Origin of the sequence: Rhodococcus aetherivorans (assembly GCF_011058165.1) — a bacterium.
GTDB lineage: Bacteria > Actinomycetota > Actinomycetes > Mycobacteriales > Mycobacteriaceae > Rhodococcus > Rhodococcus aetherivorans.
In genome coordinates this window covers 1-14,142 of the sequence record NZ_JAALEG010000026.1, presented here as the reverse complement: position 1 = coordinate 14,142, position 14,142 = coordinate 1, and the positions used below count along the sequence as shown (strand labels likewise).

Here is a 14,142-nt window from a genome sequence, read left to right as displayed (position 1 = left end):
ACGCATCGTTCGGGCTCCGCGGCCGCCGGCTGCGGAGCCCGAACGCGTTCTCACACGCCCTGCTCGATCGCGTCCCGGACCTCGGCGAGCCGATCGAGCAGGCGCGGGCGGAGCCGGGCGTCCACCCGCGCCGACCACGACTGCAGCGGGCGCGGCAACTGCATGACGAAGTGCTGCCGCAGGAGACATCCCCCCGGGGTGGGCTCGATCCGGTAGTCGAGGTGACCGGTGAACCAGGCGCTCCGGAAGTCCATCCCGAGCAGCTCCGGCTCCTCGATCGCGGTCACGACGCTGTCGACGGACATCCACCAGCCCGGCGCGAGCCGCACCCGCTCGTGCCACCGGGTGCCCTCGGCGGTCGGACCGAGTGGAGATTTGCTCATCCGGACGCCCGTGCGCGCCGGTGCACCCACGTGTTCCTGAACGTCGGCGAGCAGCGCGAACGCCGCACCGGGCGGTCGGCGCACCGGGATCATGAGCCGGAAATCCATTGTGACCCCATGACTTTCGTCGACAGGCGGCGGCCCGCCCCGGCGCCGTCGGGCATGCCGTTCGGCCCGGTCCCGGATGCCGAGCAGCATCCGCCGGGACATCACGAAGTCCCCCGCGTCCATGAGGGCGGCCCAGCCGACAGCGAACGGCGACGGAGGGATGCGGAATCGCACGCGATGCACCAGCCGGCTACGGCCGGGACCGTCCGGGCGCAGCACCAGCACGGCGGTGACCGTGCCACCGTCGTGCGAGTGGGCATACACGAGCGAACGTCCGGGGTCGATCGACTCCACCCGGAAGGCGGCCGGAGAACCCGCGATGAGCCGGACGGGGTCGCCGACCTCGAGCCGCTGCAGTTCGGGCCGGATCTCGCCGGCGCTCGGCTTCCCGCCGTTGTCGACGAGGTCGTAGCTGTACCAGCCGGCACGGTCCCCCGCCCCCATCTGGACCAGCCAGGGCCACACGTCCTCGGGGTCGGCCGCGATCGACACCGCACGGGTCGCCGACCAGTGCGGACCGGGCACGATCTCATCACCCGGAACCCGCTGAGCCACTTCGGTCCTGGTCGCACCCCAGCGCAGCTGCCACGGCCGATAGACCGCCAGATACAACAGTGGGACGACCGGCACCAGCCGGCCGCCCCACGTCAGGGCCGGATGCCGTCGCACCCGTCCATCCTCTACCGCCCCCGGAACTCCGGGGGCCGCTTCTCGAAGACTGCCGTGATGGCCTCGGTCAGGTCCTCCGACGGCAGGAACGCCGCGTTCCAGGCCGCCACGTAGCGCAGGCTGTCGTCGACGCGCGCCGAGCGGCTGTGGTCGAGGACGTCCTTGATGCCGTGCACGACCAGCGGCGGGTTCGCCGCGATCTCGGCGGCGGTGGCCTGCGCGGCCGCCAGAACGGCGTCGGCGTCGGCGAAGACGTCGTTGACCAGACCGATCTTCTCCGCACGTGCCGCGTCGATGTCCTTGCCGGTGAGGGCGAGTTCGCGCAGGTGCCCGTCGCCGATGATCAGCGGCAGGCGGGCGAGGCTACCCACGTCGGCGACCATCCCGACCTTGACCTCGCGGACGCTGAACTTCGCGTCGGCACTGGCGTAGCGGATGTCGGCCGCCGAGATCAGGTCCACGCCGCCGCCGATGCACCAGCCCTGCACGGCCGCGACGACCGGCTTGCGACAGTCCGCGACCGCGGTGATCGCCGCCTGCATCCGCTTGACCATCTCGTGGAACTCGGTGCGCGGGGCGGCCAGCGCCTTGTCGGCGAGGACCTTGCCCAGGTCGCCGCTCATGGCGGGCAGGTCGAGGCCGAAGGAGAAGTGCTTGCCGGCGCCGGCGAGCACGACGGCGCGCACGTCCGGATCGGCGTCGAGCTCGCCGAACAGCACGGGCAGCTCGGTCCAGAAGTCGGGACCCATCGCGTTGCCCTTACCGGGCCCGACCAGCGTGACGCGGGCGACGTGGTCGGCGACGTCGACGGTGAACGCTTTCCAGCGGGAATCTGCAGTCATTACTCAACAGTAATGTCTGCGCTTCGGACGGCCGACGAGGGCCGCTCGTTACAGCCTCGAAAATTCCCTGCTACCCCACTGGTGACCGCCGCGAACCGGACGGATCCTGAGGACACGAACGGTCCGACTCGCAAAGGAGCGACTGCCATGTTGATGCATCAGGGCATCGGTCTGGGCGCCTTCAATGCCCTGTCCCGGCGGGGCGCCACCCACGCGCTGTACGAGTGTTGCGCGTCGCTGACCTGGGCCCAGTCGGTGGCGGCCGGGCGGCCCTACGCGAGCTACTCGGAACTGTTCGCCCGAGCCGACGCCGCCCTGTTCTCGCTGGGCGACGCGGAGATCGCGGAGGCCCTCGACTGCCACCCGGTGGTGGGACGCCGGCGCGGCAGCACCGCCTCGCGGCTCGAGCAGTGCTCGCTGTGGGACGAGGACGAGGCGTTGATGACCGCGATCACGGCCGCGGCGGCCGCCTACGAGGAGCGCTTCGGCTACCGCTACCTGTGGTGCCCCCAGGGACGCGGGCCGGGGGAACTGCTGACGGATCTTCACCACCGCCTCGCGCACGAACCCGAGGCGGAGCGCAAAGCGTGCACGGAGGAACTGGCCAAGATCACCCGTACCCGGCTCGAGCGCATGCTCGGACCGGAGGACGGCTTTCCCCTGTATTGACCGCCGACTGCGGGCAGCCCTGTCGATCGGGGCCACGGACGGCGGTGGGCTCCTAGGCTGGAACCATGTCCGGGACACTGCATCCGAATGCCGCTCGGGTGGCCGACACGCTCATCGCGCGCGGTCATCACGGGCTGATCACAACCCAGCCGGAGTCGGTGCACACCGCGGAGCAGGCGGCGGCCGCACTCGGGGTCGACGTGGGTGCGATCGTCAAGTCGCTGGTGTTCCTGCTCGACGACGAACCGGTGCTGCTGCTGGTCTCGGGTGCGCATCGGGTGAACCCGGAACGGACGGGCAAACGCCTCGGTGGTGCGCTCGTTGCGGCGCCCCCGGACGTGGTCACCGAGGTCACCGGGCAGCCCGTCGGCGGGGTGGCACCGCTCGGGCATCCGACGAACCTGACCACGTACGTCGACACCGCCCTGGCCGCTTTCCCCGAGCTGTGGGCCTCCGGCGGGCATCCGCGCACGCTGTTCCGCACGACGTTCCGCGAGCTGATGCGCATCACGGCGGCCGTCGACGTCGACGTCGACTAGACCTGCCGGCTCGACCGGCGGGCAGTGCCTGTCCGGCGGTCCGCCCGGGAATCGGTCAGCTGCACTGCGCGGCGCCGGCGGTGGACTCCACCAGGCCCGGACGGGTCTCGGGCGACGGTCCCCACAGGCCGTCGGTCTTGGCGTAGGTCCAGCCGGGACCGGCGTCGACGAGCCCGCGCAGCGCGTCGAGCAGGCGGTCCACGTCGGCGGACGAGCTGCCGAGCCCCAGGGAGGCGCGCACCGCACCGCCGGGCAGGCCGACCCGCGCGAGCAGCGGGTGTGCGCAGAACCGGCCGTCGCGCACACCGATTCCGTGCTCGGCGGACAGGTACGACGCCACCTCGCCGGGTTCGAATCCGGAGACCGTGAAGGTGACGATGCCGACCGAGTCCGGCGAGTCGCTCCACAGCCGCAGGATCTCCACGCCGTCGAGGTCGCGCAGCCCGCCGAGGAGGCGCCGGCACAGCGCCTCCTCGTGCTCGGCGACGGCGTCGGCGTCGAAACCGGCGAGCGCGTCGCACGCCGCGGCGAGGGCCGCGACGCCGAGCACGTTCGGCGTGCCGGCCTCGTGCCGCGCCGGGGCGCACGCCCATTCGGTGTGACCGAGACGCACTTCGCGGACCGCACCGCCCCCTGCGAGATACGGTTCCGCGACGTCGAGCCAGTCCCGGCGTCCGACCAGAGCGCCGGCACCGAACGGGGCGTAGAGCTTGTGACCCGAGAACGCGAGGTAGTCGACGCCGAGAGCGGTGAGGTCGATCCGCCGGTGCGGCACCAATTGCGCTCCGTCGACGAGGATCCGGGCGCCGCAGGCGTGCGCCACGTCGGCGAGTTCGGCGATCGGGAGGACCTCGCCGGTCACGTTGGAGGCGCCGGTGACGGCGAGCAGCGCGGCGGGCTTGCTGCACAGCTCGGCGACGAGCCGGCGGACCGTCTCGGCGACGGTGTCCGCGGCCTCGACGACGCGGGCATTCTTCCAGGGCAACAGGTTTGCGTGGTGCTCGACGTCGAGCACCACGACGTCGCCGGGTACGGCTCCGGCCAGGAGGTTGAGGGAGTCGGTGGTGTTGCGGGTGAACACCACCACCTGATCGTCTGCGGCGCACACGAATCGGGCCACCGACTCACGAGCCTGCTCGTAGCTCGAGGTGGAGATCCGGGAGGCGTAACCGGCACCGCGGTGCACACTGGCGTAGTACGGCAGGAGCTCGGCGATCCGCTCGGTGACCGCTTCGAGGGCGGGCGCGCTCGCCGCGTAGTCGAAGTTGGCGTAGGTGCAGGTACCACCCTGGACCAGGGGTACCTGCAGGTCACATCCGGTGACCCGGGCGAACGGGGCGATGCAGGTGTCGGCGGTCAGTACGGCAGCAGTCATGACGTTCCCTCGTCGTTCAGGGATTCGCCGGTGGTCGCCTCGTCGCCCGAGTGCGATCACGGTCCGAATCCGCGCTTGCCGTGTCCGGTGTGGAAACACGGCCTGGTCGTCACCCGGAGCACCCCACCGCGGAGGAGGGTTGCCGACCAGCTAGCCGGGGCTTGTCGCTGGTTCTCGTGACCTGCCGAAGAGGATTGCAGGAGCGCGCACGGATGTCAAACCGGAATCGCGGCGGCCGTCGTCCCGCAAACGGAAGTTTCAGGGAGATAAGGTTTTTCGAGCGGAATCGGACGCCGCGCCGCGGAGCGCGACGTCGGGTCGAGCGGGAGATTCCACCGATGGAGTGGGCACCGACACACCCGATGTTCACCCTCCGTCCATCTGACCGTGAGATAACCGGACGAACGCATCACCAGGCCGAGAGAAGGACATGCGATTGCCTGCCCAGCCCACGACGGATCCGGATCGGTCGTATCGCATCCCCGAGGAGTTCGTTCGCTCCTCCCACGCCCCGGCCCCCCGCACCCTCGTCGACATCCTGCGGGCCACCGCCGACACCCACCCGGACGCCCCGGCCGTCGACGACGGCACCGTCACTCTCAGCTACACCGAACTCGTCGAAGAGGTCATCGCCTGCTCGTACCGGCTCGCCGACGCGGGAGTCGGCGCCGGTGACCGCGTCGGCGTGCGCATGCCGTCCGGCTCCAAGGACCTGTACGTGATGATCCTGGGCATCCTCGCGGCGGGCGCGGCCTACGTGCCGGTGGACGCGGACGACCCCGACGAACGCGCCGAACTCGTGTTCGGGGAGGCGATGGTCACCGCCGTCGTCACCGCCGACGGCATCGGCCCGGGCACCGCGCCGCCGTCGCCCGCGCCACAGCTGCGCGGCCCGCGCCTCGACGACGCCGCCTGGATCATCTTCACCTCCGGCTCCACCGGCACCCCCAAGGGCGTCGCGGTCAGCCATCGCAGCGCCGCCGCCTTCGTCGACGCCGAGGCCCGGCTGTTCCTGCGCGAGAACCCGATCGGGCCCGGCGACCGCGTACTGGCAGGACTGTCGGTCGCCTTCGACGCCTCCTGCGAGGAGATGTGGCTGGCGTGGCGGCACGGCGCGTGCCTCGTGCCGGCGCCCCGCTCGCTCGTGCGGTCCGGGATGGACCTCGGGCCGTGGCTGGTCTCCCGCGACATCAGCGTCGTCTCCACCGTCCCCACCCTCGCGGCGATGTGGCCCGCCGAGGCGCTCGAAGCGGTGCGGCTGTTGATCTTCGGTGGCGAGGCCTGCCCGCCGGACCTCGCCGAGCGACTGGCCGTGCCCGGTCGCGAGGTGTGGAACACCTACGGGCCGACCGAGGCCACCGTCGTCGCATGCGCGGCAACCATGGACGGCAAGGGCCCGATCCGCATCGGTCTGCCGCTCGACGGCTGGGACCTCGCCGTGGTGGACGCCGACGGCCGGCCCGTGCCCGAGGGCGGTACCGGCGAACTCGTCATCGGCGGCGTCGGACTGGCTCGCTACCTCGACCCGGCCAAGGACGCCGAGAAATACGCCCCCATGCCCACCCTCGGCTGGGACCGCGCGTACCGCAGCGGCGACCTGGTCACCCTCGACCGCAGGGGCCTGCTGTTCCAGGGACGCGCCGACGATCAGGTCAAGATCGGCGGTCGGCGCATCGAACTCGGCGAGGTCGACAACGCTCTGCAGAACCTGCCCGGCGTCGCCGGCGGCGCGGCCGCCGTGCGCAAGACCGCGGCCGGGCACTCGATCCTCGTCGGGTACATCGCCAGCACCGACCCGGAGTTCGATCTCGCCTCCGCGCGCGACCTGCTCGGCGAGCAGTTGCCCGCGGCCCTGGTGCCGCGGCTGGCGCTGGTGGACGAGCTGCCCACCCGCACCTCCGGCAAGGTGGACCGCAACGCGCTGCCGTGGCCGCTGCCCGGCGCCGAGGCAGACTCCGCCGAGGCCCTGGGTCTCGACCCGACCGCCGAGTGGGTCGCCGGACTGTGGGTGTCGATCCTCGGCACCCCGATCGAGAGCATCGACGACGACTTCTTCGAACTCGGCGGCGGCTCCCTCTCCGCGGCCCAGCTGGTGACCGCCCTGCGCGAGCGCTACCCCGCGATGACCGTCGCCGAACTGTACGACCATCCGCGGCTCGGCTCGCTGGCCGGGTACCTCGACGACCTCGCACCGTCCGCGGTGGTCGCGCCGCGGCAGGTGGCCCCCGTCCCACGCCGGACGCAGCTGCTGCAGCTGGCCATCACGGTGCCGCTCACCACCCTGACCGGACTGCAATGGGTGACATGGCTGGCGACGGCGAACAACGTCTTCGCGCTGTTCGTCGACCTGCCGTGGCTCGCGCCGGTGTCGTGGTGGTGGGTGGCGCTCGGCATCCTGCTGTTCCTGACCCCGCTCGGCCGGATGTCCGTCGCCGTCGCCGGGACGCGGCTGCTGCTGCGCAACCTGGAACCCGGCACCTATCCGAGGGGCGGCAGCGAACACCTGCGGCTGTGGACGGCGCTGCGGCTGTCGGAGGCCAGCGGCGCGGTGAACCTGTCCGGGGCGCCGTGGATGCTGTATTACGCCCGCGCCCTCGGCGCGAAGGTCGGTCAGGGCGTCGACCTGCACAGCCTGCCGCCGGTGACCGGCATGCTCGAACTCGGCGACGGCTGTTCCGTCGAACCCGAGGTCGACCTGTCCGGCCACTGGGTCGACGGCGACGAGGTCCACATCGGCACCATCCGGATCGGCGCCGGCGCCACCGTCGGTGCCCGCTCGACGCTCGCCCCGGGCGCCAAGATCGGCAAGAACGCCGAGGTCGAGGCCGGCTCCGCCGTCTTCGGCCGGGTCAAGGCCGGCCAGCACTGGGCGGGCTCCCCTGCGCGGAAGGTCGGCAAAGCCGTACATCCGTGGCCCGACGAGCCGCCGCGCCGCGCCGCGTGGTGGGTGCCGGTCTTCGGCCTCACGTCGGTGGCGCTGGCCTCGCTGCCGATCGTCTCGATCGCCGCCGGCCTCACGCTGGTCGGATGGTGGATCCGCGACACCGCCGACCTGACCGACGCGTTGCTCCGCAGCGCAGCGATCCTGCCGGTGGCCGCACTGTTGACCCTGTTCGTGTTCGCCGCGCTCACGGTGCTGTCGGTGCGCGCCCTGTCCCTCGGCATGATCGAGGGCCACCACCCCGTCCGCAGCCGCGTCGGCTGGCAGGTGTGGGCGACCGAGCGCCTGATGGACAGCTCGCGCACGTTCCTGTTCCCGCTCTACGCCTCGATGCTCACCCCCGGCTGGCTGCGGCTGCTCGGCGCCGACATCGGCAAGGACGTCGAAGCCTCCACCGTGCTGATGGTGCCCAAGTTCACCCGCGTCGCCGACGGCGCCTTCCTCGCCGACGACACCATGGTCGCCAGCTACGAACTCGGTGGCGGCTGGCTGTATATCTCCCGGGCCAAGGTCGGCAAGCGCGCGTTCCTCGGCAACTCGGGCATGGCCGCCCCCGGGCGCCGGGTGCCCAAGTACGGGCTCGTCGCCGTGCTCTCCGCTGCCCCGTCGAAGGCCAAGTCGGGTTCCTCGTGGCTGGGCAGCCCACCGGTGCGGCTGCGCCGCGCCGCGAACGACGGCGACTCGAGCCGCACGTTCGCGCCCCCGCTGCGGCTCCGGGTGGCACGCGGCTTCGTCGAGACCTTCCGCCTGCTCCCCATGATCGTCACGTTCGGCATCGGCCTCGGCGTCCTGTTCGCCCTGCAGGCGCTGGCCGGCGCGGCGGGATACGGCCCGGCCGCGGCGCTGAGCGGCCTCGTGCTCATCCTTGCCGGCGCCGTGGCCGGCATCGTGTCCGTGACCGCCAAGTGGGTGGCCGTCGGGCGCATCGGCCGCGAGGAGCACCCCCTGTGGAGCTGGTTCGTGTGGCGCAACGAGGTGGCCGACACGTTCGTCGAAACCGTCGCGGCGCCGTGGTTCGCCCGGCCCGCCACCGGAACGGCCGTGATGAACCTGTGGCTGCGGGGCCTGGGCGCGAAGATCGGCCGCGGGGTGTGGTGCGAGAGCTACTGGCTGCCGGAGGCCGACCTGGTGACCCTCGGCGACGGCGCGACGGTGGAACGCGGATGTGTTGTGCAAACGCACCTGTTCCATGATCGGATCATGTCCATGGACACCGTCACGCTCGGCGCCGGCGCCACCCTCGGCCCCCAGTGCGTCGCACTGCCCGCGGCCGGAATCGGAGCCGGCGCCACCGTCGGTCCCGCCTCGCTGGTGATGCGCGGCGACGTCGTTCCGGATTCGAGCAGATGGCAAGGCAATCCGATCGCACCGTGGTCACACCCGAGCGATTGGTCCCCGCAGTGAAGCCGGGGAACGACCCGAAGAAGTCGCGCGACAACGGCAGGACCGCGAAGCCGGACGCCCCGATCGATCCGTACCTGCCGCGGAGCGGCAACCGCGGGTACCGCGTGTCGCGGTACGAGCTCGACCTGACCTACCGGGTGGTGGCCAACCGGCTCACCGGCACGGCCACCGTCATCGCCACCACCACCGACGCACGCGGCAAGTTCGCGCTCGACCTCGCACCGACGATGCGGGTGACGAAACTGTCGGTCAACGGATCCCGGCCCGCCAAGTACGCCCAGCGCGACGGCAAGCTCGTCGTCACCCCGGCCCGGAAGATTCCCGTGGGCGGGGTCCTGACGATCGTCGTTCACTATCACGGAACACCGAAACCGATCCGCAGCCCCTGGGGCGAGGTCGGCTGGGAGGAACTCGAGGAGGGGTCGCTCGTCGCGAGTCAGCCCAACGGCGCCGCATCGTGGTTCCCCTGCGACGACCATCCCGGCGCCAAGGCCAGCTACCGGATCACGGTCACCGCCGACTCGCCCTTCCAGGTGATCGCGAACGGCACGCTGGTGCGCAGGACGACGAGGGCCAGCCAGACCACCTGGGAGTACGAACAGCCGGAACCGATGGCGACCTACCTGGCCACCGTGCAGATCGGAAACTACGAGACCCGCAGGGTGTCCGACGGGCCGGTGCCCCTCTACGCGGTGCATCCCCCGCGCCTGAAGGCGAACTTCGACCGGGACTTCGGCCGGCAACCACAGATGATGGACGTCTTCTCCCGGCTCTTCGGGCCCTACCCGTTCACGCACTACAGCGTCGTCGTCACCGCGGACGAGCTCGAGATCCCGATCGAGGCGCAGACCCTGTCGATCTTCGGCGCGAACCACTGCGACGGCAGCCGCGGCGAGGAGCGGCTCGTCGCGCACGAGCTCGCCCACCAGTGGTTCGGCAACAGCCTCACCCTGTCGCGGTGGCGCGACATCTGGCTGAACGAGGGCTTCGCCTGCTACGCGGAGTGGCTGTGGTCGGAGAACTCCGACGGCCCGTCGGCGCACACGATCGCCGCCGACGCGCACCGGGGGCTCGGCCGCAAACCCCAGGACCTCCTCCTCGGCGACCCGGGTCCGGAGCTGATGTTCGACGACCGCGTCTACAAGCGCGGCGCCCTGACCCTGCACGCGCTGCGCCTGCGCCTCGGCGACGAGAAGTTCTTCGCGTTGCTGCGGCAGTGGACCGCCGAGCACCGGCACGGGACCGTCACCACCGAGCAGTTCACCGATCTGGCGGCGCGGTTCGCGGATGCACCGCTGCGTCCGCTGTGGGACGCGTGGCTCGCCGAGAAGGCACTGCCGCCGATGCCCGAGCCGTGAGGCGTCAGGCCTGTGCTCGCTCCGGCAGGTGCGCCCGCCACTTGACCAGGACGAGCACCAGGCACGCGGCCGCCGCGACGGCGCCCACGACGAACATCGCCGGGTAGGTCAGGACCGGGTACGTCTGCGACAGGTACACCATGGCGGCGGGCACCGCGAAACCGAGATAGCTCAGCGAATAGAACACCGCGGTGAGCCCGGCGAGGTCGTCGGGGCCGGCGATGCGCTGCACCTCCTGCAGACCCGACACCAGTGCCATGCCGTAGCCGCACCCCAGGACGACCGCGGCCAGCAGCGCCAGCGGCACGGTCAGTGCCGCGGCCGCGACCGCCGCCGTGACCATCCCCACCACGAGCAGCGTCAGCGCCACCACCACGGCCCGGGCGTTGCCCGGCGTGTCGATCCGGCGGCCCAGCGACTGGATCGCGAAACCGGCACCGAGGGCCACGACGCACAGCAGTGCCGAGAACGCGACCGGCGCGTCGCCGCTGTGCCCGGTCATCAGCGCCGGAATGATCGCGTAGGCCGAACTCGCGGCACCGAACACCCAGGGGGCGACGGGGGCGATCACGAACAGGAAGCGGGCGTGCCCGGCCGCCGGGATCTTCAGATCCTCCCGCAGCGGAGTCCGTTCCACCTCCGGCTGCGCCGGGCGGGTCTCCGGCGTCCGGAGCAGCGCCGCACCGGTGCCGACGCTCAGCCCGATGTGCACGAGGTAGGTCAGGGCGCTCGGCATCGGCGCCCACTGCGCGAGGGCCCCCGCGACCCCGGCCCCGACCCCGAAGCCGGCGGTCAGGCTCATCGCGGCCCGTCGCGCACCGGCACCGGGAGTCGCGCGCGGATCCCAGCGCGGATCGGACAGTTCCTTCAGCCAGCTGCCGCCGACGGCCATGCCGAGACCGAGGGCGATCCCGCAGAGGATGCGACCGAGGATGAGCAGCGGCGCGGAGTCCGCCCCGAGGGCGAGCACCGCGGAACCGGCCAGGCCGACGAACGGCGCGGGCACCATGACCGGTCGCCGCCCGAGCCGGTCGGAGAGCGGGCCGCCGACGAGCAGGGCCGGCACGATGCCCAGGACGTACGCGAAGAGGAACAGGTCGACGACGACCGGCGCGAAACCGTGTTCGAGCCGGTACATCACGAGCAGCGGCGTGAACTCGTTGCCACCCCACGCGACGGTGAACATCGCGGCGGCCACGAGCAGCCACGTCCCGCGCGGGACCGTTTCCGTAAGTGTCGGCAGCCGACCGGGGTCGGTGGTAGTAGCGGTCACAGTCGTCCCCCTCCGAGTCCGTGCACCTCACGCATGTGCACCTGAAGCGCCTCGTCGAACGCGTCGGCATCCCCGGCGGCGACGAGATCCGCCAGGTGCGTGTGGTCGGCGATGATCTTCTGCAGCTGCGCCGGATCACGAGCGACCGAACGCGCCGTCATCCGTCGCTGGCGTTCACGCAGGCTTGCGTAGAAGTTGTCGAGGAGCGGATTGCCGCCCGCCGCGACGATGCTGCGGTGAAAGTCCGCGTCGGCGCCGCTGAAGGCGCCGACGTCCCCGCGCTCGGCCAGCTCCCGCTGGGTGTCCAGGCATTCGCGCAACGTGCGCTCGAGCCGTTCCCGCGCCTGCGGAGCCGACGCGACGGCGCGCACGGCGTGCGTTTCCAGCAGCCGTCGCGCATCGACGACGTGCTCGGCCTCCCCGTCCGCCACCGGGACGACGAGCGCGCCCCGCTTGGGGTACAGGCGCATCCAGCCCTCCGCCTCGAGCCGGAGGAAGGCCTCGCGCACCGGGGTGCGGCTGCACGACATCCGTGCGGCGATCTCCCCTTCGCTGATCAGATCCCCGCCGGGCAGCTCACCCGAGAGGATCAGCTCCTTGACCTCGCGGTAGGCCGCCTCGGCGGCTGAATACGACATAGACACAAGATGTATTTATACCGTAGGCCGACGGTGGGGCACCACGCGGCCCTGCCGGCTTGCCCAGGAGGGCAAGGTGGAAGGGAGCCATGACCGCGACCGCCTCGGGGAGCTCTTCGCGGCGGCGGCCTCGAATCCGGTGAACCCGTCCATCGCAACAGGCGAAAGCGGTCGTGGGGAGAGCGTCGAGGAGGTTCTGCGGGTCCGTCGCGACGCCCTACCTCGAGCACATGTCGGGCGCCGGAGCCACAATCGGGCTGGGCATTCGAGCGGTGCCGTAGAGAAGAGCCGGCGGATGACGCGGCAGGAGCAGAGGAGTCCTCGAATGGCGAAGTACCTGATCTCGTTCCCTGGCGAGGCCATGGTGTTCCCCGAGGAGGACTTCGAGGCGGTGGTCGAAGCCTCCCATGCCGTCATCGACGAGGCCAAGGCGGCGGGCGTGTACGTCTTCGCCGGAGGGATCGATGAGGACGTAGACCCGGTGCTCGTGGCCGGTGACGGCACCGTCACCGAGGGCACGTACCCCGGCCACAAGGTGCCCAACGGCGGTTACACCGTTCTCGAGCTGCCCTCGCGGGAGGCGGCACTCGAGTGGGCCGCGAAGATCGCCGTCGCCTGCCGCTGCTCGCAAGAGGTCCGGCAGTTCCAGGACGACCCGGCCCGCTGACGAGGGCAACCCCAGCCGGAGCCGGTCGTGCGTCGCGCGCCCATAATGAAAGGCGTGCAGCAGCGCACAGGGCGGGTGACCCCGACCGGCGGCACCTCGCCGGCCGACCCGGCCACCGACGCGCCGACCAGCCCTACACCCTCAACTGCGAAGAGCAGCCGCCATACTCGGATGCATTGAAGGGAGCGTGATGAAACCACCGCCGACGTGGGGCGATCGGCTGCACGCGGTTGCGATGGGCAGCGTCGCCGGCGGCGTCGCGGCGTACTGGCTCGACTACTTCACTGCCGGACATGTCAGGTCGTCCGACGATGCCGCCTATATCGCGTTCGAGAACGCCTTTCCGGCCGCCGACGGACTGATGGCCGCGAGCTTCGCAACGAGTGCCTGGCACCTGACAAGGGGACGAGCGGTCGCCATCCCGCTGGGGATCGCGGCCGGCGGCGCGATGACATTCCTCGGGGCCATGGATACGCTGTGGAACCTCGAGCACGGCAGCTACCGGCACATGACTGCGGACATGGCGGTCGAGACCGGGATCAACATCATCTCGCTCGTGTTCGGGCCATGGACGGTTGCCCGGCTGTGGCGGCGGCGCGAGGCACTGGCAGGCTGATCGGACTGGAGAAGGTCGTCGACACGCTGCACCCGGGCAGGTAGCCGCCGGCGGTCTACGCGCCAACCCGCACCTCTCCCTGATCGACTCTCACCGACTGGGGCACCTATCGCCTGTGCTTCAGTAGGACTTGCGCCGCCACGGCTCGACGGTGAGGTGTCCTGCAACGATGACCATGGGTGCGCTCCACTCCTGTCGCCTTCGCCTCCAGCCCGCCGGGCTGTTCCGCTGAGATAGACCTCCAGGGCAGGAGAAATTCGTCGTTCAGCATCCCGAACCAGCCGGCGAACACCGACACACCGCGCACGGCGGCCCGTCCCCTCATCGAGTGGAACTCGAGGAGGCAATGCCCGTGGGCTACCAGCGGTACAACCTGGTGCCTGCACCGCAATGACCGACTCTCACACGAAACGGAGCAGTTCACGGGGCCCGGTCACGGCCGTGAACGCAGGTTTCCGGAAGGGAATGGCGACGCCCCGGAATAGACACGAAAAATGCCGGAAGCCCCCCAACGAGGTTGGGGGGCTTCCGGTAACGGGTGTTCGGCGGTGTCCTACTCTCCCACACCCTGTCGGGTGCAGTACCATCGGCGCTGGAGGGCTTAGCTTCCGGGTTCGGAATGGGACCGGGCGTTTCCCCTCCGCTATGGCCGCCGTAACT

The 14,142-nt window shown here is 71.0% G+C and carries 11 protein-coding genes, 1 rRNA gene and 1 riboswitch; of the genes, 6 read left to right on the top strand and 6 right to left on the bottom strand.

The window, feature by feature from the left end:
- Positions 1–50: 50 nt before the first annotated feature.
- Entirely contained in the window at positions 51–1,160 is a 1,110-nt protein-coding gene (locus tag G6039_RS12770; protein ID WP_043797634.1) for an SRPBCC family protein, read from the bottom strand.
- A gap of 11 nt (positions 1,161–1,171) precedes the next feature.
- Positions 1,172–2,002: a crotonase/enoyl-CoA hydratase family protein gene (locus tag G6039_RS12765; RefSeq protein WP_006930434.1), complete on the bottom strand. Its 831-nt coding sequence runs from the start codon at positions 2,000–2,002 to the stop codon at positions 1,172–1,174.
- Positions 2,003–2,149: 147 nt separating this feature from the next.
- Between G6039_RS12765 and G6039_RS12760 the strand changes: the two genes are divergently transcribed.
- On the top strand, positions 2,150–2,671 hold the full coding sequence (locus G6039_RS12760; RefSeq protein WP_006930435.1) for a 2-oxo-4-hydroxy-4-carboxy-5-ureidoimidazoline decarboxylase: 522 nt from the start codon (positions 2,150–2,152) through the stop codon (positions 2,669–2,671).
- 65 nt (positions 2,672–2,736) lie between these two features.
- Entirely contained in the window at positions 2,737–3,210 is a 474-nt protein-coding gene (locus G6039_RS12755; RefSeq protein WP_006930436.1) for a YbaK/EbsC family protein, read from the top strand.
- A 55-nt stretch (positions 3,211–3,265) separates the two neighbouring features.
- Here G6039_RS12755 and G6039_RS12750 read toward each other — a convergent pair whose 3' ends face one another.
- Positions 3,266–4,585, bottom strand: a complete 1,320-nt coding sequence (locus G6039_RS12750) for an aminotransferase class V-fold PLP-dependent enzyme (protein ID WP_029540699.1) — start codon at positions 4,583–4,585, stop codon at positions 3,266–3,268.
- A 66-nt stretch (positions 4,586–4,651) separates the two neighbouring features.
- A riboswitch (SAM riboswitch) is annotated at positions 4,652–4,767 on the bottom strand.
- Between the two features lie 248 nt (positions 4,768–5,015).
- On the opposite strand from G6039_RS12750, the gene G6039_RS12745 reads away from it, so the two are divergent.
- Entirely contained in the window at positions 5,016–8,930 is a 3,915-nt protein-coding gene (locus tag G6039_RS12745; RefSeq protein ID WP_051359163.1) for a Pls/PosA family non-ribosomal peptide synthetase, read from the top strand.
- Positions 8,927–10,288 (top strand): M1 family metallopeptidase, encoded by a 1,362-nt coding sequence (locus G6039_RS12740; RefSeq protein WP_006930439.1) that lies wholly within the window; start codon positions 8,927–8,929, stop codon positions 10,286–10,288. The genes G6039_RS12745 and G6039_RS12740 overlap by 4 nt, the downstream gene beginning before the upstream one ends.
- A gap of 4 nt (positions 10,289–10,292) precedes the next feature.
- Here G6039_RS12740 and G6039_RS12735 read toward each other — a convergent pair whose 3' ends face one another.
- Both G6039_RS12735 and G6039_RS12730 read right to left on the bottom strand, forming a co-directional pair.
- Entirely contained in the window at positions 10,293–11,474 is a 1,182-nt protein-coding gene (locus G6039_RS12735; RefSeq protein WP_235194018.1) for an MFS transporter, read from the bottom strand.
- An 83-nt stretch (positions 11,475–11,557) separates the two neighbouring features.
- A complete protein-coding gene (locus G6039_RS12730) occupies positions 11,558–12,199 on the bottom strand; it encodes a GntR family transcriptional regulator (protein WP_006930442.1) in 642 nt (213 codons plus the stop codon).
- A gap of 325 nt (positions 12,200–12,524) precedes the next feature.
- Here G6039_RS12730 and G6039_RS12725 point away from each other — a divergent pair, with 325 nt between their 5' ends.
- Both G6039_RS12725 and G6039_RS12720 read left to right on the top strand, forming a co-directional pair.
- Entirely contained in the window at positions 12,525–12,866 is a 342-nt protein-coding gene (locus G6039_RS12725; protein ID WP_006930444.1) for a YciI family protein, read from the top strand.
- Positions 12,867–13,101: 235 nt separating this feature from the next.
- Positions 13,102–13,482, top strand: coding sequence for a hypothetical protein (locus G6039_RS12720; RefSeq protein ID WP_029540694.1), 381 nt, complete (start codon positions 13,102–13,104; stop codon positions 13,480–13,482).
- Positions 13,483–14,022: 540 nt separating this feature from the next.
- On the opposite strand, the gene rrf is transcribed toward G6039_RS12720, so the two are convergent.
- A 5S ribosomal RNA gene (gene rrf / locus G6039_RS12715) occupies positions 14,023–14,139 on the bottom strand.
- Between the last annotated feature and the right edge of the window lie 3 nt (positions 14,140–14,142).

Bases quoted from the DNA above. Each gene is read 5' to 3' on its own strand.
- G6039_RS12720 (WP_029540694.1), top strand. From the start codon at position 13,102: ATGGGCAGCGTCGCCGGCGGCGTCGCGGCGTACTGGCTCGACTACTTC.
- G6039_RS12760 (WP_006930435.1), top strand. From the start codon at position 2,150: ATGTTGATGCATCAGGGCATCGGTCTGGGCGCCTTCAATGCCCTGTCC.
- G6039_RS12750 (WP_029540699.1), bottom strand. From the start codon at position 4,585: ATGACTGCTGCCGTACTGACCGCCGACACCTGCATCGCCCCGTTCGCC.
- G6039_RS12745 (WP_051359163.1), top strand. From the start codon at position 5,016: ATGCGATTGCCTGCCCAGCCCACGACGGATCCGGATCGGTCGTATCGC.
- G6039_RS12765 (WP_006930434.1), bottom strand. From the start codon at position 2,002: ATGACTGCAGATTCCCGCTGGAAAGCGTTCACCGTCGACGTCGCCGAC.
- G6039_RS12730 (WP_006930442.1), bottom strand. From the start codon at position 12,199: ATGTCGTATTCAGCCGCCGAGGCGGCCTACCGCGAGGTCAAGGAGCTG.
- G6039_RS12755 (WP_006930436.1), top strand. From the start codon at position 2,737: ATGTCCGGGACACTGCATCCGAATGCCGCTCGGGTGGCCGACACGCTC.
- G6039_RS12725 (WP_006930444.1), top strand. From the start codon at position 12,525: ATGGCGAAGTACCTGATCTCGTTCCCTGGCGAGGCCATGGTGTTCCCC.
- G6039_RS12735 (WP_235194018.1), bottom strand. From the start codon at position 11,474: ATGTTCACCGTCGCGTGGGGTGGCAACGAGTTCACGCCGCTGCTCGTG.